Genomic DNA, 23,292 nt, shown 5'->3' on the forward strand with positions numbered 1-23,292 from the left:
GCGTAACAGGGGAGAGGCGAGTGGAGGGCCGATTGCAAACGGCCCTCCACTCGCGTGACAGTAGCGTCAGTCGCTGAATGTGACGTCGGCGAGCATAAACTCGCCGTCGACACGAGGGGTCCAGTCGATGCCGGCAGTCACGGCATAGTCAGCGTCAGGCGTGTAAAGCGGAATCAAGTAGGCCGCTGCATAGTTGGTGCTGGCAAGTTCGTCGAACACCGCGATCCTGTCAGCGCCATCGACCATGCGCTGTTCTTCAACCAGCGTGGCCGTGGTCGGGCTCTGCGCGTAGTCGTTCTGTCCGCCCGCGAACATGTTGGTGATGGGCATATCGCCGTCCATAGTCGACGGCGCCCACGTGTTCAAGAAGATGCCATCCATGTCGACGGTGCCGTAGATGCGGTTCGACAGACTGGCCTGGTCCATTCCCACAAGCTCAACTGTGATTCCGACGGCTTCCAAGTAGCCACCGATTGCTTGCGCAACCTCTGAGCTCATCGGGATGCGACCGTCAGTGGCATACTCCAGAGCAATCGCGGTGCCGTCATAGCCGGCTTCAGCGAGGAGCGCTTCGGCAGCGGCAGGGTCATAGGCTGGGCCTTCGCTGCCATCGACGTAGCCGGTGACATTCGGCGCAACGATCTGGTCGTTGGGAACAGCGCGGCCATCCAGCACGGCCGAGACAAGCTCGTCGCGGTTGATCGCGTGCCACACAGCGAGGCGAATCTTCTCATCGGCTAGCGGACCCGAAGTCGAGTTGATGCCCAAGAACGTGGCACCATTCGACGCACGTGACACAGAATCCGCGCCGCTGCCCTCGAGTGAAGACACCTGATTTGGCGAGATGAGTGCGACATCGAGACTCCCTGAAATCACTCCGTTCAGGCGGGCTTCTTCGTCAGCGACCGTCTGGAAGGTGACAGTGTCGACCTCAGTCACGTCTCCCCAATAGTCGTCGTTGCGCTCAAGAACGTAGTCAACACCGCGCGACCGGCTAACGAAGGTGAATGCTCCACTGCCGACCGGGGCTTCGGCAAACTCTTCTGATCCGAGTTCCATGTACAGCTCAGCGGGAACGATCGACTGCGCAGTAGTGATCGATGGCCACGGCGAGAACGACGAGTTGAGTTCGAAGACGACGGTGGTTGCATCCGGTGCAGACACCGATTCAAGCATTCCCATATAACCCAAGTTGTCGGAGTCAGGCGTCGCGAGAACCTCGGTGTAGGTGAACGCGACGTCTTCAGACGTGAGCGGGGTGCCGTCATGAAACTCAATGTCGTCGCGCAGCGTGAACGTCCACTCGGTGAAGTCATCATTCGCTGACCACTCGGTCGCGATTGACGGCATTATGTTGCCGTCCGCGTCGAGCGTGGTGAGCTGGTCAAACAGGTTGTAGTAGATGTTGTAGCCGGCGAGTGATCCATCGACGATGCCGTCGAGGGTCTTTTCCGGTTCAGTGACGACGCCTATCGTCAGGTCATGATCGGGGGATGCTTCGCCTTCGGCGCCTCCGGATGCGCAACCGGCAAGCACAATGCTGCTCACTGCGACGGTCGCGATAGCGAGCCCACGGCGGGGGGTGCGGATGAGTCTGCGTGACATTTGTGATTCCTCGGTTTCTCAGGGGGTAGGGGCAGGGCGCTGGACTGATCGTGGTGAGTCTGGTCTGAGGTGCGGATCTGGGATCGGGATCGCTGACAACAGCGATCGCGTGTATGGGTGCTGGGGCGAGTCGAACACTTGATCGCGCTGGCCGAGCTCGACGATGCTGCCCGCGCGCATCACCGCCACGCGGTCTGACAGATACCGCACCACCGACAGGTCGTGGGCGATGAACAGATATGACAGGTCATGTTTCGCCTGCAGATCGATGAGCAGGTTGATCACCTGCGCTTGCACTGATACATCGAGTGCCGACACCGGCTCGTCAAGAACGAGAACCTCGGGACGCAGAGCAAGCGCTCGCGCGATGCCGATCCTTTGTCTTTGTCCGCCAGAAAACTGATCCGGTGTGCGACGAAGGTTCTCAGCGCCGATGCCGACATCTGCGAGCAGCTCAACCACGCGTTCTTTGGAGTACGTGCCCACAATCTGCAGGGGCTCTGCAACGATGTCATGGACGCTCAACCGTGGGTCCAACGACGAGTACGGGTCTTGAAAGACAAGCTGCACGCGGTTTTGGACAGCGCGTCGTCTCGCCGGGCTGAGCGTGCTCAGCGTCTCACCAAGGACTCTTATTGAGCCGGCGGTCGGCTTGTTCAAGCCAAAGACTGTGCGAACGAGGGTCGATTTTCCGCAGCCGGACTCGCCGACAAGTCCGAGGGTTTCGCCCTTCTGAAGCGTGAGAGAGACTCCATCGACGGCGTTCACGACGTGGCGTCCGCGGAGACCCTTGCGTCGCGTGAATTGGACAAGCAGATCATCGATCTCAAGAACAGGCGCTGCAGAGGAAGCCATCACGAATTCACCACCGTCTCGAAGGCCGACATGGCTTCGGCATGATGGCAAGCGGCGAAGTGATCCGTGCCGACATCGCGAAGCGTGGGTACGGCGCTCGCGCATTCGAGCGACTTGGCGGGAAGCTCGCAACGCGCAGCGAACGCGCAGCCGCTGCCACGGCGAGCTGGCATCGGAGGAGAGCCCGGGATTGCGTAGGCGCGCCCGCTAGAACGGTCTGCGGTGAGCAGACTCGCCAACAGTCCAGCGGTATAGGGGTGTTTCGGCTGATCGAAGATATCCCAGACCGTGCCCTGTTCGACGATGCGGCCCGAGTACATGATGCAGATCTGGTCAGCCGTCTGCGCGACCAACCCAAGATCGTGAGTGATGAGAACCATAGCCGCTCCAGACTTAGCCCGTGCTTCGGTGAGAAGCGCCATGATCTGTGACTGGATCGTCACGTCGAGGGCTGTCGTCGGCTCGTCGGCGACTAGTAGCCGTGGATTGTGAGCGATCGCCATCGCGATTACGGCGCGCTGGCGCATTCCGCCTGACCACTGGTGTGGATAGGACTTGCCGCGTTCCGCCGAGTCGGTGACACCCACCGAGTGCAATAGCTCCTGCACTCGGTGGTCGATTTCGTCGGCGGAGCGACGCTTTCCTCTCAATTGCACTGCGCGTGCGAGCTGGTGGCCAACTCGTTTGACAGGATTCAGTGCGGTCATGGGGTCCTGGAATACCATCGCCAGCTCATCGCCGCGTAGTGCACGCAACTCACGATTCGACAGCGCAAGCAGGTCGCGACCGCGGTACTCGATGCTGCCGCTGAGCACTTCGACACCAGCGGGCAGAAGGCCAAGCACCGCCGACATGGTGATGCTCTTGCCTGATCCAGACTCGCCGACGAGGCAGAGCACTTCTCCTTCTTGCACTGAGAACGACACTCCGTCTACCAGTCGAACAAGGCCGTGTTTCTCATCTCGGGTGGCGACGACGAGGTCTTTTACCTGCAGAAGCGGGGGTGTGCTCATTGTGTAGCCTTCTTCTTTCGTCGGCGGAGCGTCGAGATGTTTCTCTCAGCGGTGAACCGCTGGCTGACGAGGTTCGTGCCGATCACCACCAAGAAGATGGCGATGCCGGGGATCAATGCGAGATGCGGCGATTCGCGCACGTATTTCTGGCCTTCGCTGATCATCAACCCCCAACTTGGAGTGGGCGGTTGCACACCGAGCCCCAAGTAGTCGAACGAAGAAGTGAGCAGGAGGACGCCGCCGATATCAGCCGAGGCGAGAATGACCATTTGCACGCTCACGTGTGGTGCGATGTGGGTGCTGACCGTCCAGTAGGGGGTAGCGCCTTGAATTCGCGGTGCGATCACGAAGTCCCGACCGCGCAAAGCCATCGCTGTGCTCCGCGCGACGCGTGCGTATCCCACCCAATAGGTCGCGGCAAGCGTGAAGATCATGAGCCACACGCTCGGGCCGAGCGAAGCGGAGAGCGCGATCAGCACGAGAATCACGGGCATTGCGAGTTGTACATCAGCCCACCCCATCAGCAGGTTGTCGACTCTTCCTCCCGCATACCCCGCGAGCATCCCGGCGATCATGCCGGTGATGGAGTTGACGACCACGACTAGCAGCACGATTCCCATCGAAACTCGCCCGCCAAGGGCTAGCCGGCTGGCAAGATCGCGGCCGAGCATGTCAGTGCCGAGCACATGGTTTGCGTCCGTGAACGGTTCGAGGAGTACAGCGGACAGGTCCTGGGTGTAGGGGTCGTACTGCGCGAGGAACGGGACAGCAATGATGTAAATGGCCACGATTGCGAGTAAGCCAATGCCGACCCATTCTTGGGCCGAGAAGCTCGGCAGCCGAATCTTGGCGGCAGTGTCAGGGTCGGGAGCGACGAGCACCCGGTCGTTGTCGATCGTCGTCATGCTGCTTGTCTCACTCTCGGATCGATCGCAGCGCTGAGCACGTCAACGATCGCGTTGGACAGGATGAACAAAGTGGCCACAACGATCAGCCCAGACTGGACGACGGGAAAGTCTCTGGAGTAGACGGCGCTGAGCATCAGTTGCCCCATGCCCGGCCATGCGAAGACGTTCTCGACGATCACAAGGCCGCCGAGAAAAGTGCCCAGACTGATTCCAGCGATCGTGAGAACCGGCAACGCGGCGTTGGGTAGCAACTCGTGCACAATCACCCGGTAGCGGTTCTCACCGCGGGCGAGGGCGGTGCGGGCATAGTCCAGCCGGAACTGTTCGCCGAGCGAGTTATCGAGCAGCCGAAGGTAAATCACAAACTGGGCAGTCCCGACGGTTGCTGCGGGCATCACGATTGAGAAAGGCGCGCTATCGCCAAGCGAGGGCAGCCAGCCCAGGTGCACTGAGAAGATCAGCACAAGCAGCAAACCGAAGAAGAAGTCGGGGATGGCCTGTCGCGCAGACCCCAATCCCAAGAATGCCGTGCGCACCCCTCGACTGCCGGAGAGTTGAACGATCACTGCGGCTGCCAGCGCGAGTGCGATGCCAAGGAACAGCCCTGTTACGCCGAGCTCGATCGAGGCGGGCAGTCGTTCGAGCACCAACTCCATAGACGAGACGCCTGTCTGCCGGTAGGAGTCGCCGAAGTCGCCAGTGACGATTCCTGCGAGGTAATCGATGTACTGCTTCCACACCGGCTGGTCAAAGCCCAGTTGGGTGTTCAGGGCATCGATCTGCTCCGTCGACGCATTCTCGCTGAGCAGCAGCGCTGCAGGGCTCCCGCTCAGCCTTCCGAGCAAGAACGCGATCGTGACCACGACGAAAACCGTGGTCATCGCTTGCGCCAAGCGGCGTCCGATGAGACTTGCCATGCCGCACCCCCCGACTGTCTAGGAATTGATCTGGGATACAGAATTGCGCACGAGTGTTTCGTTCGCGTGACACGGCGTTTCTGAAGGATGAACTCTTCGGATGAATAAATCGCGATGAGCGCGCGCGTTTTTTTGTCGTAAATATGGGCATTTTTCGCGACTGGCGTCGTCATCAACAGGAGAAGGTGCGCAAATTCGTCGAGCGAAATTGAACTACCGTAGCTTCTAGCGAAACCCGTTTGGGATACAGAAAGTAGATACGAAGATGGCGACACTCACTCTTACCTCGGCGGAAGTTGAGGGCCTCGTGGACTGGGATGAACTCTTTGAGGCGCTCACCCGTGCGCACTGCGAGCTTTCAGCTGGCGAAGCGGTGCAACTGGCGCCCCACGCCCTGTACCTCAGCAATGATCGCGCTGACGATGCACCGACAGTTGTGCCCATGGCAGCGTTCGCGCCATCGTTGGGCTTGTTTGGACTCAAGGTGTTGGCAGATTCGCCCCGAAACCGCGCCGAGGGTCTGCCTGCACAACGCTCGAGCATTTCGGTGTTCGATGCAGGCACCGGCGAGTGTGTAGGCGTTGTGGACGGTCGTTCGTTGACCCGCATGAGAACCGCGGCGGTCACGGCGGTTGCAACCCGCTCGCTTGCTCGGGCTGACTCGCGTGTGCTCTGCCTGCTTGGAGCAGGCGCGTTGGCGATCGAACACGCCGCCGTCTTGTCGCGCTTGTTCGAGTTTGATGAAGTGCGGTTGTGGTCACGTTCCCCCGAACGATCCCGCGACGGGGTTCGCAAGCTCAGAGAAGCAGGCCTGCCGGCGACTTCGAAAGTGAGTGTCGCGGAGGCCGTTGAAGGCGCCGACATTGTTTGCACCTTGACGCCCTCTTCGGAACCGATCCTCTTCGGAGCCCAGATTGTCGAGGGGGTACACGTCAATGCAGTTGGCTCGCCGCCGCGTTCAGCGTTCAGCGAGCTCCATCCCGACGTCTTTCAGAGAGCCACTGCCGTGGTGGTTGATGAGCGATCAGTCGCGCTGGCCGATTCAGGGAACATTCGCAATGCATGCGATGCCAACGCGCTCGCGCCATCGGCGTTGGTTGAGCTGGGCAAGGTGTTCAGCGCCCCCGCAACCGGCCGCGTGAACGCCTCTGACATCACCGTCTACAACTCGGTCGGGATCGGGTTGCAGGATCTCGCGGCTGCGGATCACGTGCTTGGGCGTGCTCGGACTCTAGGAACTGGCACGATGGTTTGCATTCGAGAGTGAACGAGGGATAGAGATGGTCGATGAAACACTGGTGCAGGATTCTCTGGCCGAACAGGCTTATCACGCGCTAAGGGCATCGATCATCACAGGGCGTTTCAAGGAAGGCTTGGCGCTGAAAGAGAATGCGCTCGCGGCGGAGCTAGAGGTGTCGCGCATACCCGTCCGCTCTGCGATGCTGCAGCTGGCAAACGACGGTTTCGTGGTCACGGCGCCTCGGCGCAGCGCACGAGTGACGATCTGGACCGCAAGGGGAATCAACGAACTTTTTGACGTGCGATTGAGCCTGGAGAGCCTCGCGGCGAGGCTTGCCGCACAGAACATTCGCCGAGGGGCCGATTCGACGCCGCTTGCCGAGTCTCTTGACCTCGCGCACCACGCTGTAGCGACGAGGGAGCGCATGGCGATCGCTGAAGCGCACGCGCGCTTTCACAACGAGATCGTTGCGCTCGCCGACAGCGCGCTGTTGCGAGACCTGATGCGGGCCGTGTCAGCCCGGATGACCTGGATGTTCTATTTGACCGGTGCTGAGCGAGACCCAGGCGTGCAATCTCACGAACACGATGAGCTCTTGGCTGCGATCGACGAAGGAAACGACCGGTTGGCCGAGAGCATTGCTTTCTCACATATTGAGAAGGGACGAACACCTTCGCTCAAAATCATCCTTGACCGTGGGTGACTTCTAGGATTGCAAGATGACATCTCCACGAATCGCAATCCTCGGCGCCGGCTCAATGGGTGGCGCAATTCTGCGCGGATTGGTGGGATCTGAGGTTGCCGCGGCGGGCATCACTGTCACCAACAGAACGGCGGAAAAGGCCCGTGATCTCGCGGAGCTTGACGGAGTCACCAGCATCGCCTTGGAGTCTCAGCCCACGGGCAACGCCGACGCAGCTGCGACCGCAGACCTCGTGTTGATTGGCGTCAAACCGGCTACGGTCCCCGATCTGCTGCGCGAAATCGCCCCCCATCTGAAGCACGGCACCATCGTGGTGAGCTTGGCGGCTGGGGTGACCGTCGCCACGTTCGAGAGCATTCTTGGCGCCGACGTCTCGGTCGTTCGCTCCATGCCGAACACTCCCGCCTTTGTCGGCAAGGCGGTGACCGGCATCGCGGCCGGCACCGCGGCGAGCTCCGAGCAGATGTCGCTAGTGCGAGCGTTGTTCGAAACGTGCGGCGAAGTGCTCGAAGTGCCCGAAACCAAGATCGACGCACTCTCGACCATTTCCGGCTCGGGACCCGCATATGTGTTTCTACTCATCGAAGAGCTCACCAAGGCGGCGGTAGCCAAAGGCTTCACTATCGATGAGGCACGCCGCATGGTGGAACAGACTTTCATCGGGGCGACCGCACTGCTTGACGCTTCAGATGACGATCCGGCCGAGCTTCGCCGCCGAGTTACGAGTCCCAACGGCACGACAGAACGCGCAGTTGCGGTTTTGCAAGATGCGAACCTTGACCAGGTTTTTGCGCGTGCGACCGATGCCGCCCTAGCTCGGGCAAGAGAGCTTGCGGCGAGCTCGTAGCGCCGGGGCTCTATCGATCAAGCGCGGCGAAGCGCTCGATGTCGGAGTTTGTGCCCGAGACGATGATGAGGTCGTGGTTTGTGACGATCGTGTCTGCTTCGGCGTAGCGGAACGGGCGACCGGGGCTCTTCACGCCGACGACGGTGACGCTGTACTTGGTGCGTACGCCAGACTCGTTCAGGCCCACTCCGCGAATGAACTTCGGGGGGTACATCTTGGCGAGCACAAAGTCGTCGTCGAAGCGGATGAAGTCAAGCATGCGACCGCTGACCAGGTGCGCGACTCGCTCGCCTGCTTCGCGCTCGGGGTAGATGACGTGGTTCGCGCCTACGCGGGCCAGGATCTTGCCGTGAGATTGTGAAACGGCCTTAGCCCAGATCTGCGGCACTTTGAGGTCGACGAGGCTGGCGGTGATCAGCACGGATGCCTCGATGGATGAACCTACGGCGACCACGGCCACTTGAAAGTCCTGGGCGCCGATCTGCTTCAACGCGTCGATGTTGCGAGCATCTGTCTGCACGGTGTGCGTAACGCGCTCAGACCACTTCTGTACGAGATCGAGGTTCTCATCGATGGCAAGCACCTCGCGCTCGAGGCGGTCGAGTTCGCCCGCACACGCGGCGCCGAAACGACCGAGGCCGATCACTAGGACGGGAGCGTCGCTCCGAATGCGCTCAACCAACAATCGGCCTTTCCACGGGCAGCGAGTAAAGCTGCGATCGAGATGTTGCTGCCACAGCCGCGGCGAGTGTCACTGTACCAATGCGACCCATGAAGATGGTTGCCGCCATGACATAGATTGCGGGGTCGTCGAGGTCAGCGGTGAGACCAGTCGAGAGCCCCACCGTCGCGAAGCCAGAAATCACGTCGAAGAGAACATCTGCGATCGGTGCTTTGCTCATCTGCGCGATCACGATGGTCGAAAGCGCCACCAGCGTCGCGCCCCACGCGACAACCGACAGCGCGACGCGCTGAACATCGCTGGGAATGCGGCGTCCGAACGCTTCGACCGAGGTGCGCCCCTTGGCTTCTGACCACACAGCCAGAGCCAACACGGCGAGGGTGGTCACCTTGATTCCGCCGGCTGTGGATGCTGAACCGCCGCCCACGAACATCAGCATCGAGCCGACGACGAGCGAAGAGCCATAGAGCTCACCGACGTCAACCACCGAGAAGCCGCCAGAGCGGGTCATGGCCGACAAGAAGAACGCTTGGAATGTCGTATCCCACGCATCCATTGCTCCGAATGTGGCGGGGTTGTTGAACTCGAGGCTCAGGAAGGCGATAGCACCGGCGAAGAACAACAGCATCGTGGTGATGATGGTCAGCTTGGTGTGCAGCGGCCACCGGCGCACGTGCCAGTGGTTCTTCCACAGGGCGTAGATCACCGGAAAGCCGATGCTGCCGAGGAATACGGCGGTCATCAGGATGGTCATCAGCACATAGTCATCGGCGAACGCCGTCAAACCACCCGGGTTCGGCGTAAAGCCGGTGTTCGTGAAAGCCATCGCCGCGTAGAACGGCGCTTCCCACAGCGCATCCAGCGGATTGATCTCTGCCATAACGAGGGTGGGGTACAACGCGATTGCTACGAGACCCTCGATCAGCAGAGTCGAAAGAGCGACGGTTCGAAGAAGCTGACCGACTTCACCCAGTCGAACTGTCTGGCCCTCGTTGACGGGGCCGCCGTGCGCACGCAGTGGGTTCGAGTCGCCCGCCGCCATCAGCTTTGCGCGCAGGCCCAAACGCTTTGAAATGACGAGTCCGAGGATGGACGCAAGGGTCAACACGCCCATGCCGCCAATGTTGACCCCGACGAATATGACGGCTTTGCCGAACCCTGAGAACGTGGTTGCGATGTCGACGGTGGTGAGGCCCGTCACGCAGATTGTCGATACTGCGGTGAAGACGGCATCGGCGAAACGCACCCGATAACCGGGTGCCGCCGCAATCGGAAGCGACAACAGCGCGGTAAACAGCATGATGAGGATCAAAAAGACCACTACCGCGAACCGTGCCGGCGAAGATGTTGTTGCAGAGCGCAAGGTATCGCTTGTCGCCTTCGCGGCCGCACGCACTCGGCGCGCGAACGACGCCGCGGGGCCAGTCGCCATGCGTCGCCTCTCTTCCTTCGTGGACCTCAGTCATGGTACTCGTCGCGTCGCCCGACTACTCTGAAGTCATGCCGGACATCTTCGACGTGATTGCGGACGGTACGCGCCGCGACATCCTGAGGTTACTTCTCGATCGCGTCAACGAGGGTGAACGCGGGACTAGCGTCTCGCATATCGTTCACGAACTCGGGGTCAGCCAACCCACTGTTTCCAAACATTTAAAGGTGTTGCGCGAGTCTCAGCTGGTATCGGTGCGCGAAGAGGGCCAGCACCGCTACTACAGCCTGTCTGCTGCGCCTCTCGATGAGATTGATGACTGGTTGGTCCCCTTCCTCGGCAGTGGGGAAGATGATCTCATCGCTGAATCGACACTGACGGATTCGGCAGCACACGCGGCCGAGGTAGTGGGCCGTGCCGCCGCATCCGCCAAGCACGCCCTTGAGAGTGCACTCAAGAAGCTTCCCGGTCGCTGACGCCGCCTTCACATCCGCCTCAAGCGTCACTCGGGTTTACACGCGCACGCATCCCGCTCTAGAGTGTGCACAGAGACTCTGGGGAAAGGGATCGCTATGGCTGAGTTGCCTGATGTCAGATTTCTGACGGTTGCTGAAGTTGCCGCGATCATGCGCGTGTCAAAGATGACCGTCTACCGTCTGGTGCACGCGGGGGAACTGCCGGCCGTGCGCTTCGGCCGCAGTTATCGCGTACCAGAAACGGCTGTAACCGAAGCATTGCAACGACCCATCGCTGACGTCGGCTAGACTGACGAGAGGCATTTTTGCATATTGCCGTTCCCGGGCGCGCACGAGCTGCGCCCAGACCCCGACATTGTGAGGTTTTCCGTGGGTTCAGTTATTAAGAAGCGCCGCAAGCGCATGGCGAAGAAGAAGCACCGCAAGTTGCTTCGCAAGACCCGCCACCAGCGCCGCAACAAGAAGTAGCAGCGGCTAGACACCAAGCGCCTGTCCTCGGACGGGCGCTTCGTGTTGGTCCTGCCAACCGTCGGCACCGCCCCTGAGAGGACAGTCCCATGCAGAGCATCAGCGTGCAGCAACTGCGCGAGCGATCAAATACTCCGCTTATCGACGTGCGCGAAGCAGACGAGTTCGCGTTGGGGCACGTGCCGGGGGCAGTGAACATTCCCATGTCGAGCATCGGGGGCCGACTCGATGAGCTTCCTGAGGGCCCTTTCGACGTGATCTGCCAGGTGGGTGGGCGATCCGGACGAGTGGTTGAAGCGCTCGAGTCCCGCGGCTACGACGCGACAAACGTCGATGGCGGCACCGGCGAATGGATCGCTGCCGGCTACTCAACCGAGAATTGAGCACGGTGAAGACCATCACGCTCATCGGCAAGTCAGGATGCCACCTGTGTGATGTGGCGCGCGACGTTATCGAGGCCGTGGCCGACGAGTTTCCTGAGAACGCGGTAGCGCTCGACGAACTTTCGATCGAAGACGACCCGGCTCTTTATGCGCAGTGGTGGGAGAAGATTCCCGTTGTGCTGGTCAATGGCGAGTTCCACGCGCATTGGCGCGTTTCGCCCGATCGGTTGCGAGCGGCCCTCGCCTCCAGTTAGTTCGCGTTGTTCTCGCTGAGCGGACGAACCGTCACCGGGTGCGTCGAGAGCGCAATCCGCACGCGGTCGCCGTACTCGACGCGCGCTGTCGCCGCGTGTTGCACGCGCACCAGCGTGCCGTCCGCTGTGCGGACCAGCGTGCGTCGGAAGCTGCCCAAGAACGTGCTCTCCTGAACGACGGCATCAGTGCCAGCGGCCTCGGTGTCGACCAGCCTGAGGTCTTCCGGTCGAAGGAACACCTCGACCGGACCATCGGCGTGAGGCGTCTGAAGCGGCAACGCGCTGCCCCATACGGTGACGCTGTCGCCGCGCACAACGCCCGGCGCCAAGCTGGACACCCCGACGAATGACGCAACGCTCGCCGTCGCGGGCCGCAAGTAGAGGTCTTCGGGTGTGCCGACCTGTTCAATCCGGCCAGCGTTCATCACCGCGATGCGGTCGGAAACCGCGAGTGCCTCTTCTTGATCGTGCGTGACAAATACCGTCGTGATGCCGAGCCGCAGTTGAATACGACGAATCTCGTCGCGCAATTGCACGCGGACTTTTGCATCGAGCGCAGAGAGCGGTTCGTCGAGCAGCAGCACGCGAGGCTCCGTCACGAGCGCGCGAGCGAGCGCGACGCGTTGTTGCTGGCCGCCCGATAGCTGGTGCGGATAGCGCTCCGCGAGGTGGTCGAGCCCGACCAGATCGAGCGCCGCGTGGGCTCGACGGTTCGCATCTGCGCGCGACACACGACGTCGGCGCAAACCGAAGGCGGTATTTTGAGCCACCGTAAGGTGCGGAAACAGCGAGTAGGCCTGAAAGACCATGCCGATGTCACGCTTGTTTGTTGGCACTCCGGAAACGTCGACTCCGCCCAGCAGCACCGTGCCGCCGCTAGCGCTCTCGAGTCCGGCCAGCACGCGCAGCGCGGTCGTCTTGCCGCAGCCCGAAGGCCCCAGCAGCGACACGAACTCCCCGGGTGCCACATCGAGATCTACGCCGTGAAGAACTTGGGTTGTGCCGTAGTTCTTTGTGACGGAACGAAACTCGACTCGCGTGCTGTCAGCGACGTCGCCGAGCAAGATGTTGTCAGAGGTCGAAGGCAGGTTGCGTGGGGGAGCGTCGGCAGAGGTCAAGAGGGGATCCTTCCGGGGCGGGAGCGTCCTACGCGCCCAATGACGAGGAGAAGAGCAAACGCGAACGCGAGCGCGAGCAGGGTGAACATCGCGGCGGAGTACGCATCGATTCGGTTTACGACGACCAGGGCTGTCTGGAGCACTTGCCGGTTGAGCAGCGAGGCGATGGTGAACTCGCCCAGCACCACCGCGACAGAGATAAGCGACGCCGCGAGCAGCCCCTGGCGCAGGTTGGGTGCGACCACGCTCACGAGCACCGTGAACCAGCCTGCGCCGAGTGTTCGCGCCGCTTCGGTCAGTGTTTTGATGTCGACCGCATCTATCGAGGCCTGGATCGACCGATATGCGAACGGCAGCACCAGGACTCCGTACGCAAATGCAAGCGTCCAGGTGCCCGTACCAAGTGTGCGCCCGATCTGCAGATAGATCGGCGCGAGTCCGACGACAAGCACGATGGCAGGAATGGTGATCGGCAGCAGGGCGATGAATTCGAATACGCGACGAAGTCGTGCAAACCGCAGCGTGATCAGAATCATCGTCGGAGTGAGCAAAAACAGCACGATGGCAACGGTGACAATCGCCAGAATCAGTGAGTTTGCCAGCCCGGTCCAGATCGGTGCGTAGAGGCGTGCGTTCTCGGGATTGAACAGCCCGACCCAGCGGTCGAATGTGTAGCCGTCGTCGGAAGAGAGGGTGAATAGGAACGTGGCCACGAACGGAATCGCGAAGACTGCGCTCACGACCACCCCGATCACCCAACGCACGTAGACGGGAGGAGCGAGCAGGTTCATGCTTGCCACCTCGCAGCGCGACCCTGAACCAGCGAATACAGCCACATCACGATTGCGACAATGACGAGCATGCCCAGCGCCAGCGCGCCCGCGAGGTTTTCTCGACCGAGCAGCGTCTCGCTGGTGAGCGCGGTGCGAATCTGCAGCGGGACGATCTGCGAACCCTGGCTGGCTAGGGCGGCCGCGGTTGCATACGACGAGAACGCATTGGCGAACAGCAGCAACAAGCTCGCGAGAAAGGATGGCGCGAGCACGGGCAGCCCAACGTGCGCCCAGAAACTGGCCCGAGTGCCGCCGAGAGTGAGATGCGCCTCGACCCACTGCGGTTTGAGCGCGCTCATCGCCGGTGAAAACGTGATGACCATGAGCGGGATTTGAAACACCAGATAGGTCGGGATGAGTCCCGGCAACGCGTAGATCCAGGCACCGTTCGCGAATATGTCGATGCCGAACGTGGTGCGCAGAAACTGGGTGAGCACACCTTGGATGCCGATTGTCGCGATCATGGCGAAGGCCAACATGACACCGCCGAATTGGGCCAGTACGCCGGATGCTGCGTCGACCGTAGTGCGCACGATTCCCGTAGCGGGCAGTCCCAGCATCGCGTAGCAAACCACCGCTCCGACGATTGCGCCCAGCGACGCTGTCAGCAGCGATAGCCACGCAGAGTTGTAGAAAGTGCGAAGAATCACCGGGTCGGTGAGCGCCGCGACGTTCTCAAGCGTGAATTCTCCGTCGCCATCGAATAGTCCAGAACCGATTGCTATCGCGGCCGGCAGCACAAGAAACGCGAGCAGGTAGAGGCCAAACGGAACAAGCCCGAGGACGGGCAGATAGCCGGATGCGCCACGCCGCGCCGGAACACGAGGTTCCGGCGCGGCGTGGCTTGCCGCCGAGTCAGAGGGACCGGCGTCAATGAGGGCTTGGGTCACTGGACTGCGGCAGCCCAGTTCTCACCGAGAAGTGTTCCAGCCGATGAGCTCTGCTCTTCGGTGGGGACGACCGTCTCAGCGGGTGCAGCTGGCAGCGCATCCGCAAGCGCCTGATCGATCGTGCCCGACTCGATCATGGCTTCCATGCGCACGGGACGCGCGCCACCCTTGAGCCATAGGTTCTGCACCTCATCGCTGAAGAGGTATTCCTGCCACAGGCGCGCGGCGGCGGGGTGAGGCGCATCGCGGTTGATGGCCTGGTTGTAGTAGCCGGCGTACCCGATGCCAGGAAAGACCACGGTTGCCCAGTCGTCGTTGCTAGCCGCGTGAGCTGCGTTCAGGTAGTCCCAGTCGAACACGACGGGTGTCTCGCCGCTGGCGACCGTGGCGGAGGTCACATCGACCTTGAGCATGTTGCCGGCAGCGTTGAGCTCCGAGAAGAAGTCGATGCCCGGCTGGAAGTCATCGAGGGTGCCGTCGGACTGCACAGTGGCAAGGCCGACCGCGGCGAATGCGGCGCCGGCCTGTGTCGGGTCACCATTGATGGCGACAGCGGCGCGGTAGTCCTCGCCGAGCAGATCGTCGAGGCTCGAAGGCGCGTCGTAGCGCGACGCGTCGTAGCCCACCGACATGTATCCGCCGTAGTCTCCGACGAAGAGACCCGAGGGCTCTTTGAGCGCATCAGGAATGTCAGCCCAGGTCTCGACCTGGTAGGGAGCGAACCAGTCGGTGTTCTGCAACGCGACGGTCAATCCGATGTCGAACACGTCGGGCGCCGTGTCGAGGCCCTCGTTCGTTTCGGCAGCCTGGATCTCTTCGGCGCTTGACACATCGGGAGACTGCTCGTTGATCGTGATCTCGGGGTAGCGCTCGACGAACGTGTCGATGATCTCGCCATAGTTAGCCCAGTCGCGTGGCAATGCGATGACGTTCAGCTGACCTTCTGCTTTTGCCGCCTCTTCAAGGTCTTCGAATGAGCCAAAGTCGCTGAGGGTTGTCGCCGCGGACGCGTCGATACTGGCATCAGGGCCGTCGGCGGCGGGCGTGCTCTCGCTAGCGCAACCGGCGAGAGCCAGTGCGGTCACCGTTGCAATGGCGGCGCCAAGCAGAAGGCGCCGTGCAGGGGAATGGGACATCTGTGATCCTCTCGAGTGGGTCACAATTCGCGCGCGCTGGAAGACGCAAGAAATGTGGGGTCGAGAGGAACTTAGGGACGTGGGGTAAAGCTAGGCACCCCGCCGGATGAACGGGCAGTGATCACTGCGTGGACGACACGCGTCCACGCACAGACGACTAGGGAGCCAGGCGAGTGGGGCCACGGAACAGGTACGTGACTTCGCGGATCGATGATTCACCGAACATCAGCATGAGCACTCGGGCGAGGCCCATTCCGAAGCCACCGTGGGGCGGAACTCCGTAGCGGAAGAAGTCAAGGTAGAAGTCAAGGTGCTCTGGGTCAAGTCCCTTCTCGCGCGCTTGCGCTTCGAGGACTTCGACGCGATGCTCACGCTGCGCGCCGGTCGTGATCTCCACACCTTTGAAGAGCAGGTCGTAGCTCTTGGTGAGTCCAGATTCTTCGTCGCGCATGTGGTAAAACGCTCGAATCTCGGGGTGATAGTCAGTCACGAAAACGAACTCGTGGCCGTACGTTTCCTTCACGTGGGCGAAAATCTGACGTTCGCCCTCGGGGTCGAGATCCCCGTCGGTGCGCGGAATGTCATAGCCTCGCGCTTTGACGATCTCCACCGCTTCGGCGAGCGGAATACGCGGGAACGGAATGGTCGGCACGACGAGGTCGATGTCGAACAGTTCTTTGATTTCGGCTCCGTGCTTGTCGGCCACGGTCTGAAATGCGAACGCGAGCAACTCTTCTTGCATCGACGCGACATCTTCGTGAGAGTCGATCCAGCTGATCTCGGCATCAATCGAGGTGTACTCGGTTGCGTGGCGGCTGGTGAACGACGGGTCGGCGCGGAACACGTCGCCGATCTCGAAGATCTTGCCGAAGCCGGCAGACTGAGCCATCTGTTTGAAGAACTGGGGCGATTGCGCGAGGTAGGCGGTCTGTTCGCCGAAGTACTCGAGCGCAAATAGCTCGGCATTGGATTCGCTCGCAGAAGCCATCAGCTTGGGTGAGTGGATCTCGATATAGTCGCGCTCGATCCAATAGGTGCGCAGCGCATGCTCGAGCGTCGTCTGCACACGGAAGATCAGGTTGTTTCGAGCTTGGCGCAGATCGAGGAACCGCCAGTCCATGCGCTTGTCTTGCGCGCTGTCAGCGGCGATGGGCGTTTCAGGCAGCGCGGCCGCCGCGATTTCGAGGCCCGACAGTTTGACTTCGAGCCCACCCAGCTTGACGCGCTCGTCTTTTTTGAGGTGACCTGTCACGGTCAAGAACGTGCCCGTGGCGAGAGCCGAAATGGTTTCGGTCAGCTCAAGAGCGGCGGTCGCCTCGGGGGTGGCATCGTCACCGACCTCGCGGGTTGCCGGGTTGACCAGCTGCACGGCGCCCGTCTCGTCGCGAAGGATGACGAACTGCACCTTCTTTTGGTCTCGGACGGTTTCGACCCAACCAGAGACGGAAACGGGACCGTCGGCGAGGTCCTGCAGGTGCTTTACGAGGACGCGTTCATTCACGCAGGGCAGTCTACCTGTGACGCATCCAAACAGTTGTCCGGATCGGTGCAGCGCACTGCTTGGTCTGGCTGTAGGCGAGTGGCCGAGGTGAGCGCGTATCGTCGAGGCATGACGACGCCCGCTTCGCCGCAGCCTAGCCGCACTTCAGGCACCGCCTCCGACCGCATCCCGGCAGTGTTATTGAACGCGTTGCGCGGTGGACTAGTCGGCCTCGCCGAACTGCTTCCTGGCATCTCGGGTGGCACGATTGCGCTGATCACCGGTGTCTACGAGCGGCTCATCGACTCTGCCTCGCACGGAGTCAATGCGCTCAAACGGCTCGTGGTCGGACCCTCGCGCCGCGAGGGCTTCCTGCGGGAGTTCCGTGCCGTCGACTGGTGGCTGGTCATCCCCGTGATCGTCGGCATGGCGGCGATGGTGCTGACCCTCGCTGGAATGATCGAGTCGCTGGTTGCAAACAACGTGGAACTTGCCCGCGGCTTGTTCTTCGGGCTTGTCGCCGCGAGCATCGTGGTACCCCTGCAGCTCATTCCGAAAGCACAGCGCGCGGTCGCATCCAAGATCCTGGGGGTGCTCGTTTTTGTCGTTGCAGCGATCGTGGCGTTTGTGCTCATCGACTTGGCCGGTGGCTCGTTCTCGGCCGAACCGCCGCTGTGGGTGGTCTTCATCGCGGCGGCAATCGCCGTGTGTGCGCTGGTCGTGCCCGGAGTGTCTGGATCGTTCTTCCTGCTGGCGATCGGCCTGTACTCACCGACGTTGATCGCGGTAGACGAGCGCAACCTCTCGTACCTCGCGGTCTTCGCAGCGGGCGCCCTCGTTGGGCTCGTCACGATTGTGCAGCTCATGAAGTGGCTACTCGATCACCATCGGAGAATCACGCTTCTGGCAATGGCCGGTCTGATGCTGGGATCGCTGCGGGCACTGTGGCCGTGGCAGGCAACGAGCGACGACTCACACGGCGTTGGCACTCCGGTCGCGCCGTACGACCCGGTGGGCGGTCCGATTCTGCTGATGATCATCGGCGCCGGGATCGTATTCGGGATGATCGCTGTCGAGCGCGTGATTCAGCGACGTCAACTCACGTCTGCAGCTGCGACGCCCATTGCGGACGCACCGGCGAAGCACTCCGACGACTGACGCTCAGCCGCCCCACAGACCTCGGCCGCGTAGACTGTGTGGGTGCCCGCCGATCGCCTTCATCTCGTGCGTCATGGGGAGGTCTATAACCCCCACCGCGTGCTCTACGGGCGGCTCCCCGGATTCGGTTTGAGCGATGCCGGTCGCCGCATGACGCAGCAAGCCGCGGAATACGTGAAAACGCTCGATCGCCCCGTCACTGCGCTTGTGTGTTCCCCGCTGCAACGCACGCGTGAGTCGTCAGAGCCGTTCACAGAGCTTTTCGGACTAGACGCCACAATCGATGAGGGAGTCATCGAACCGACGAACGTCTTCGAGGGTCGGCGCATGGTGCGCTCGCTGATGAACCCATGGAACTGGCGTCATCTTCGCAAACCTGCACTGCCCAGCTGGGGCGAGCCCTACGCACAGGTCATCGCCCGCATGAATAAGGCGATGACGACGGCATGGGAGTCGGTTGACGCTGGCGATGTCGTGATCGTCTCGCACCAGCTGCCGATCTGGGTGACGCATCTTGCGGTGGCAGGCCTGCCGTCGCGCCATGATCCTCGCGAGCGCCGTTGCGCGCTGTCGAGCGTCACGAGCTTCGAGATGCCCGATGGCAAGTGGGCTGAAGTGTCCTACGCAGAACCGGCGACCACCGAGGGTGCCGTCGACGTGGGCGCCGTATGAGACTGAGGTTCGCGAAGGCGGCAGCATCCATCGCCTTGGCCTTCACCATGGTGCTCTCGCTCGCCGCATGCTCCAGCGACCCGCTTGCCGAGGCCTACCGCGAAGGAAGCAACAACGGCTTCATCGCGGCCGATGGATTTCGCGTCGTAGAGATTCCCGAAGAAGAGCGCACCGAACCCGTCGAGTTCGACGCTGTACTCGACAACGGCGAAACAGTGACCAGCGACGACTACCTCGGCGAGGTGCTCGTCGTGAACTTTTGGTACGCCGCTTGTGCACCGTGCCGGCTCGAGGCGCCTGAACTCGAGGCCGCTCACCAAGAGTTCATCGATGATGAGGTCGAGTTTCTCGGCGTGAACCTCTACGACGGCGCCGAACAGTCACAGGCGTTCGCTGATACCTATGGCATCACGTATCCCAGCGCGTTGACCACCGTCGACGGGTCGATCAAGCTTGCCTTCGCAGGCAAGACCCCGTTGAATGCGGTGCCGGTCACCCTCGTGCTCGACCGCGAGGGTCGCGTAGCGGTGCGCATCATCGGTGTCGTCGAGAGCGCGTCGATTCTCGAGACCCTTGTGCGTGACACGCTGGACGAATCATGAACCCCGGCGCCCTTGTCGCCGACGGCACGCTGCTGGTAGCGATCCCGATTGCTGTGCTTGCAGGGCTGATCTCGTTTCTGTCGCCCTGCGTTCTTCCGCTCGTTCCCGGATACCTTGGCTTCATCGCGGGCGCGGCGACGCCGCGTCAGACTTCTGACCGCAGCCCTTCTGAGAGCGGTCGGCTCGCACCAGGCGCCCCTGCCGCAGTTGCCGCAGAGGCGCCCGCGAGAGGGCGCCTGTTGCTGGGCGTGCTGCTGTTCATCGGTGGCTTCACCGTGGTGTTCATGAGCGTTGCCATGCTGGGAGGCACTCTCGGCAGGTTCTTGCTCGAATACGCCGACCCGATCACGCGCATTCTCGGCGTCGTCATCATTCTGCTGGGGCTAGTCTTCATCGGTGTATTCGGTGTCGCGCAGCGCACGCTGCGACCGCAGGTGAAGAACAACGTCGGACTCGTTGGAGCGCCGCTGCTTGGTGTCGCCCTCGGCATCGGGTGGACGCCGTGCATCGGCCCGACCCTCGCGGTCATTCTGGGTATGGCCTTTGACAGTGGCTCCGTCTGGCGCGGCGCATTGCTCGGTTTTGCCTACTCGCTCGGCCTGGGCATTCCGTTCGTGCTGCTCACGCTCGGCTTCGGCTGGGCGACGGCCTCAGTCGCGTTCCTGCGCGAACATATCCGCGCGGTGAACATCATCGGCGGCATCGTGCTCATCTTGCTCGGCCTGCTCATGGTCACGGGCATTTGGACTCAGATCATGGCTCAGCTGCAGGGGGTGTTTGCGAGTGTCCCGCTCCCCATCTGACGCAGACATGCTCGAAGGCGAGCCGTTGCGCCCCGCCGATCACGCAGACTCGTCGTCTCGCGACACGAAGTCGGCCTCCGACATCACGAATCCCTCGCTCGGCTTCACCGGTTGGCTTCGATGGGCCTGGCGCCACCTCATCTCGATGCGCACGGCGCTGGTGCTGCTCTTGCTGCTCGCCATCGCTGCAGTGCCCGGCTCGCTCGTGCCGCAGCGCAGCGCCGACCCCAACGGCGTCACGCAGTACTTCACCGACAACCCCGACCTCGCTCCGATTCTTGACAAACTGAGCCTCTTCGACGTCTATACGTCGCCCTGGTTCTCGGCGATCTACCTGCTGCTGTTCATCTCACTGATCGGCTGTGTGATTCCGCGCACCAAGCACCACTGGAAGGCCCTGCGTGCGCGTCCGCCGCGCACACCGGCACGGCTGTCTCGCCTGGACGCATATCGCTCAGAGACAGTCGCCATTGCCGACGGGCAGGATGCTGATTCCACCGCGTCTGCCGCCATTGCGGCCGCGCACACGCAGCTCAGAAGTGCGGGCTACCGCGTCGAGCGCTATGACGCCCGCGGTGCAATGTCGGTGTCTGCCGAGCGCGGGTACCTGCGAGAAACCGGCAACCTCGTCTTTCACGCCTCGCTCGTGGGAGTCCTCATCGCCGTCGGAGTGGGCGGTGGGTTCACGCACACCGGCCAGAGCGTGATCATCGAGGGACGCACCTTCGTCAACACGTTGCTTGATTACGCCTCGTTCAACCCTGGCCGCTTCGTCGATGAAGAGCAACTCTCGCCCTACGCGATGACGCTCGACAGCTTTGAAGTCACCTATCAACCCGCAAACACCCCGGGCGCAGGTCAGGCCGGCGACTTCGTTGCGAACCTCACCGTGCAAGAAGCGGGCGGCGACCCCGTCGAAGCTGAGGTTCGCGTCAACCATCCCCTCGAGATCGACGGCGACCGTGTTTATCTCCTGGGCAATGGCTACGCACCGACAATCACCGTGATGGACTCTGACGGCGAGGTCGTGTTCTCAGAATCTGTGCCGTTTTTGCCGCAAGACACCAATATGACGTCGCTCGGCGTGGTGAAGATCGCCGATGGTCTTGAAGATCAGCTGGGATTGGTGGGCTTCTTCTATCCCACGCAGGCACCACTCACGACGGGTGCCTTCTCTTCGGCATACCCGGCGCTCGTGAACCCGGTGCTTTCTCTCGACGTCTATGCCGGCGACCTCGGCATCAACGACGGCATTCCTCGTTCGGTCTACACGCTCGATCCGACGGGAATGGAAAAGCTCACCGGACGTGACACCGATGTCGAATCGATCGAGCTGGCTCCGGGGGAGACAGCTGATCTGCCCGACGGGTACGGCACGATCACATTCGAAGACGAATCGCCCGCGGGCGCCGCTGGCTATGAGCAGTCGGTGAAGCGCTACGTATCCCTCTCAGTGCATCGCGATGCCGGCGCAACCTGGGTGCTGTTATTCGCGATTCTCGCGACGGCCGGACTGATGGTGGCCCTCTTCGTGCCGCGCCGCCGCATGTGGGTGAAGATCACGCCAGAACAAGGAGCGCTCAATGTCGAATACGCCGGGCTTGCGCGCGGTGAAGATCCGACGCTGATGGGCGCCGTCGACCAGGTGGCCGACAAGCACAGCGCGTCGCTCAGAGCCGGTCAGAGCGCCGCTCCCGCGACGTAGACTGGCACGATGCAGGATACCGCCGCTCTCTCGCTCGAGTCGATCTCAGTGCTGCTGGTGTGGACAGCGATCGCGGTCTACGCGCTCGCGTTCATCGCCTACGCCGTAGATCTCGCCACCCGCTCGGCAAGCAGCGTCGATCAGAAAGACGCCGCTCTGCGCGAGCGTGAACTGGTTGGTGCCGCGGCCGGTTCGAGTGCGAGCACGATGACGCAGCTACGCGATGAAGAGCGAGCCGCTGAGGTCGCGCTGAACGCGTCACCGTCGCAGCGACCCCGGTACCTCTGGGCGCGAATCGGCACCTCACTGACCGTCTTCGGCTTCTTGTTCCACCTCGGCGGCGACGTCACGCGGGGCATCGCCTCGAGTCGCGTGCCGTGGTCGAACATGTATGAGTTCGCGCTCACGGGCCTTCTGCTCGTCGTCGGTGTCTACCTCGTCACCCTGCTGCGCTACGACCTACGTTTTCTCGGGGCGTTCATCACCGGTCTGGTAGTCGTGCTCCTCGGTGCCTCGGCGATGAACTTCTACGTAGAGATCACCCCGCTGATGGATCCGCTCAAGAGCGTGTGGCTCGTCATTCACGTCTTCGTCGCATCTTTGGCGACGGCGCTGTTCGCGATCGCGTTCGGCCTCTCGGTGTTGCAGCTGATGCAGGCGCGACGCGAACAGAAGGTGGCTGCGGCAGCCGCAGCATCCACCACTGCCGTTAAAACCGGCCCAGGGTTTCTGCGTACCGTCCCCAGTGCCGAGGCGCTTGAGTCGCTCGCCTACCGCTTCGCGATTCTTGGATTCATCTTCTGGACATTCACGCTCATCGCGGGCTCGATCTGGGCGAACGATGCGTGGGGCCGCTACTGGGGCTTCGACACGAAGGAAGTGTGGACCTTCGTGATCTGGGTCCTTTACGCGGGGTACATCCACGCGCGTGCCACGCGAGGCTGGCGCGGGTCGCGCTCGGCGTGGCTGTCGATCATCGGCTTCACCGCTGTGCTGTTCAACTTCACCATCGTGAACATGTTCTTCAAGGGTCTGCACGCCTACTCCGGCTTGAGCTGATCCCGGCCACGAGAAAAGGGGTCCGCCGCTCGATGAGCGACGGACCCTTTCTCGTA

At 61.9% G+C, this 23,292-nt stretch carries 26 protein-coding genes; 14 read left to right on the forward strand and 12 right to left on the reverse strand.

All coding sequences use genetic code 11. The annotated features are described in order from the left end of the window. Window positions 1-66: 66 nt before the first annotated feature. From WDU96_RS04695 to WDU96_RS04715, 5 genes are read right to left on the reverse strand one after another with little or no spacing between them, the layout of a single operon-like run. Window positions 67-1,605, reverse strand: coding sequence for an ABC transporter substrate-binding protein (locus WDU96_RS04695; protein ID WP_337337325.1), 1,539 nt, complete (start codon window positions 1,603-1,605; stop codon window positions 67-69). Between the two features lie 18 nt (window positions 1,606-1,623). Further along, window positions 1,624-2,460: an ATP-binding cassette domain-containing protein gene (locus WDU96_RS04700; RefSeq protein ID WP_337337326.1), complete on the reverse strand. Its 837-nt coding sequence runs from the start codon at window positions 2,458-2,460 to the stop codon at window positions 1,624-1,626. Further along, window positions 2,460-3,473, reverse strand: coding sequence for an ABC transporter ATP-binding protein (locus tag WDU96_RS04705; RefSeq protein WP_337337327.1), 1,014 nt, complete (start codon window positions 3,471-3,473; stop codon window positions 2,460-2,462). Before WDU96_RS04705 ends, WDU96_RS04700 begins: the two co-directional genes overlap by 1 nt. After that, window positions 3,470-4,378 carry an ABC transporter permease gene (locus tag WDU96_RS04710; RefSeq protein ID WP_337337328.1) on the reverse strand — a complete coding sequence of 303 codons (909 nt, stop codon included), beginning with the start codon at window positions 4,376-4,378 and terminating at the stop codon, window positions 3,470-3,472. The genes WDU96_RS04705 and WDU96_RS04710 overlap by 4 nt, the downstream gene beginning before the upstream one ends. Continuing rightward, window positions 4,375-5,298, reverse strand: coding sequence for an ABC transporter permease (locus tag WDU96_RS04715; protein WP_337337329.1), 924 nt, complete (start codon window positions 5,296-5,298; stop codon window positions 4,375-4,377). The genes WDU96_RS04710 and WDU96_RS04715 overlap by 4 nt, the downstream gene beginning before the upstream one ends. A gap of 265 nt (window positions 5,299-5,563) precedes the next feature. Here WDU96_RS04715 and WDU96_RS04720 point away from each other — a divergent pair, with 265 nt between their 5' ends. Genes WDU96_RS04720 through proC form a run of 3 tightly spaced genes read left to right on the forward strand, consistent with a single transcriptional unit; the run spans window position 5,564 to window position 8,088 of the window. Continuing rightward, on the forward strand, window positions 5,564-6,565 hold the full coding sequence (locus tag WDU96_RS04720; protein WP_337337330.1) for an ornithine cyclodeaminase family protein: 1,002 nt from the start codon (window positions 5,564-5,566) through the stop codon (window positions 6,563-6,565). Window positions 6,566-6,578: 13 nt separating this feature from the next. Then, window positions 6,579-7,241 (forward strand): GntR family transcriptional regulator, encoded by a 663-nt coding sequence (locus WDU96_RS04725; RefSeq protein ID WP_337337331.1) that lies wholly within the window; start codon window positions 6,579-6,581, stop codon window positions 7,239-7,241. Window positions 7,242-7,257: 16 nt separating this feature from the next. Then, window positions 7,258-8,088: a pyrroline-5-carboxylate reductase gene (proC, locus tag WDU96_RS04730; RefSeq protein WP_337337332.1), complete on the forward strand. Its 831-nt coding sequence runs from the start codon at window positions 7,258-7,260 to the stop codon at window positions 8,086-8,088. A 10-nt stretch (window positions 8,089-8,098) separates the two neighbouring features. Here the strand turns inward: proC and WDU96_RS04735 are convergent, their stop codons facing one another. Both WDU96_RS04735 and WDU96_RS04740 read right to left on the reverse strand, forming a co-directional pair. Further along, window positions 8,099-8,770 carry a potassium channel family protein gene (locus WDU96_RS04735; RefSeq protein WP_337337333.1) on the reverse strand — a complete coding sequence of 224 codons (672 nt, stop codon included), beginning with the start codon at window positions 8,768-8,770 and terminating at the stop codon, window positions 8,099-8,101. Next, window positions 8,763-10,202 (reverse strand): TrkH family potassium uptake protein, encoded by a 1,440-nt coding sequence (locus WDU96_RS04740; RefSeq protein WP_337337334.1) that lies wholly within the window; start codon window positions 10,200-10,202, stop codon window positions 8,763-8,765. The genes WDU96_RS04735 and WDU96_RS04740 overlap by 8 nt, the downstream gene beginning before the upstream one ends. A 68-nt stretch (window positions 10,203-10,270) precedes the next feature. Between WDU96_RS04740 and WDU96_RS04745 the strand changes: the two genes are divergently transcribed. The 5 genes from WDU96_RS04745 (at window position 10,271) to WDU96_RS04765 (ending at window position 11,780) form a co-directional block, all read left to right on the forward strand. Further along, window positions 10,271-10,675: an ArsR/SmtB family transcription factor gene (locus WDU96_RS04745; protein ID WP_337337335.1), complete on the forward strand. Its 405-nt coding sequence runs from the start codon at window positions 10,271-10,273 to the stop codon at window positions 10,673-10,675. A 96-nt stretch (window positions 10,676-10,771) separates the two neighbouring features. Next, window positions 10,772-10,963, forward strand: coding sequence for a helix-turn-helix domain-containing protein (locus tag WDU96_RS04750; protein WP_337337336.1), 192 nt, complete (start codon window positions 10,772-10,774; stop codon window positions 10,961-10,963). A gap of 81 nt (window positions 10,964-11,044) precedes the next feature. After that, window positions 11,045-11,143 (forward strand): 30S ribosomal protein bS22, encoded by a 99-nt coding sequence (locus tag WDU96_RS04755; protein WP_003792170.1) that lies wholly within the window; start codon window positions 11,045-11,047, stop codon window positions 11,141-11,143. Between the two features lie 89 nt (window positions 11,144-11,232). Further along, a complete protein-coding gene (locus WDU96_RS04760; RefSeq protein WP_337337337.1) occupies window positions 11,233-11,526 on the forward strand; it encodes a rhodanese-like domain-containing protein in 294 nt (97 codons plus the stop codon). 5 nt (window positions 11,527-11,531) lie between these two features. Next, complete coding sequence (locus WDU96_RS04765; RefSeq protein ID WP_337337338.1) at window positions 11,532-11,780, forward strand: glutaredoxin family protein; 249 nt, start codon at window positions 11,532-11,534, stop codon at window positions 11,778-11,780. On the opposite strand, the gene WDU96_RS04770 is transcribed toward WDU96_RS04765, so the two are convergent. From WDU96_RS04770 to aspS, 5 genes are all read right to left on the reverse strand, one after another. Continuing rightward, complete coding sequence (locus WDU96_RS04770) at window positions 11,777-12,898, reverse strand: ABC transporter ATP-binding protein (protein ID WP_337337339.1); 1,122 nt, start codon at window positions 12,896-12,898, stop codon at window positions 11,777-11,779. The two genes, WDU96_RS04765 and WDU96_RS04770, sit on opposite strands and share 4 nt — an antisense overlap. Continuing rightward, entirely contained in the window at window positions 12,895-13,689 is a 795-nt protein-coding gene (locus WDU96_RS04775) for an ABC transporter permease (protein WP_337337340.1), read from the reverse strand. The genes WDU96_RS04770 and WDU96_RS04775 overlap by 4 nt, the downstream gene beginning before the upstream one ends. Beyond that, entirely contained in the window at window positions 13,686-14,621 is a 936-nt protein-coding gene (locus tag WDU96_RS04780; RefSeq protein WP_420063929.1) for an ABC transporter permease, read from the reverse strand. Before WDU96_RS04780 ends, WDU96_RS04775 begins: the two co-directional genes overlap by 4 nt. Beyond that, the gene (locus tag WDU96_RS04785) at window positions 14,618-15,757 is read right to left on the reverse strand and encodes an ABC transporter substrate-binding protein (protein WP_337337341.1); all 1,140 of its coding nucleotides are present in this window, start codon (window positions 15,755-15,757) and stop codon (window positions 14,618-14,620) included. The genes WDU96_RS04780 and WDU96_RS04785 overlap by 4 nt, the downstream gene beginning before the upstream one ends. A 157-nt stretch (window positions 15,758-15,914) precedes the next feature. Further along, entirely contained in the window at window positions 15,915-17,258 is a 1,344-nt protein-coding gene (aspS, locus tag WDU96_RS04790) for an aspartate--tRNA(Asn) ligase (protein ID WP_337337342.1), read from the reverse strand. A gap of 108 nt (window positions 17,259-17,366) precedes the next feature. On the opposite strand from aspS, the gene WDU96_RS04795 reads away from it, so the two are divergent. The 6 genes from WDU96_RS04795 to ccsB are packed head-to-tail and all read left to right on the forward strand — an operon-like array spanning window position 17,367 to window position 23,236. Beyond that, window positions 17,367-18,395, forward strand: a complete 1,029-nt coding sequence (locus WDU96_RS04795; RefSeq protein ID WP_337337343.1) for a DUF368 domain-containing protein — start codon at window positions 17,367-17,369, stop codon at window positions 18,393-18,395. 42 nt (window positions 18,396-18,437) lie between these two features. Next, the gene (locus tag WDU96_RS04800; protein ID WP_337337344.1) at window positions 18,438-19,067 is read left to right on the forward strand and encodes a histidine phosphatase family protein; all 630 of its coding nucleotides are present in this window, start codon (window positions 18,438-18,440) and stop codon (window positions 19,065-19,067) included. Then, window positions 19,064-19,669: a TlpA disulfide reductase family protein gene (locus tag WDU96_RS04805; RefSeq protein ID WP_337337345.1), complete on the forward strand. Its 606-nt coding sequence runs from the start codon at window positions 19,064-19,066 to the stop codon at window positions 19,667-19,669. The genes WDU96_RS04800 and WDU96_RS04805 overlap by 4 nt, the downstream gene beginning before the upstream one ends. After that, window positions 19,666-20,472 (forward strand): cytochrome c biogenesis CcdA family protein, encoded by an 807-nt coding sequence (locus WDU96_RS04810; protein ID WP_337337346.1) that lies wholly within the window; start codon window positions 19,666-19,668, stop codon window positions 20,470-20,472. The genes WDU96_RS04805 and WDU96_RS04810 overlap by 4 nt, the downstream gene beginning before the upstream one ends. A 7-nt stretch (window positions 20,473-20,479) precedes the next feature. After that, complete coding sequence (resB, locus tag WDU96_RS04815) at window positions 20,480-22,177, forward strand: cytochrome c biogenesis protein ResB (protein WP_337337652.1); 1,698 nt, start codon at window positions 20,480-20,482, stop codon at window positions 22,175-22,177. Between the two features lie 9 nt (window positions 22,178-22,186). Continuing rightward, window positions 22,187-23,236 carry a c-type cytochrome biogenesis protein CcsB gene (gene ccsB, locus WDU96_RS04820; protein WP_337337347.1) on the forward strand — a complete coding sequence of 350 codons (1,050 nt, stop codon included), beginning with the start codon at window positions 22,187-22,189 and terminating at the stop codon, window positions 23,234-23,236. Window positions 23,237-23,292 lie beyond the last annotated feature (56 nt).

This window comes from Microbacterium marmarense (genome assembly GCF_037204165.1).
GTDB lineage: Bacteria > Actinomycetota > Actinomycetes > Actinomycetales > Microbacteriaceae > Microbacterium > Microbacterium marmarense.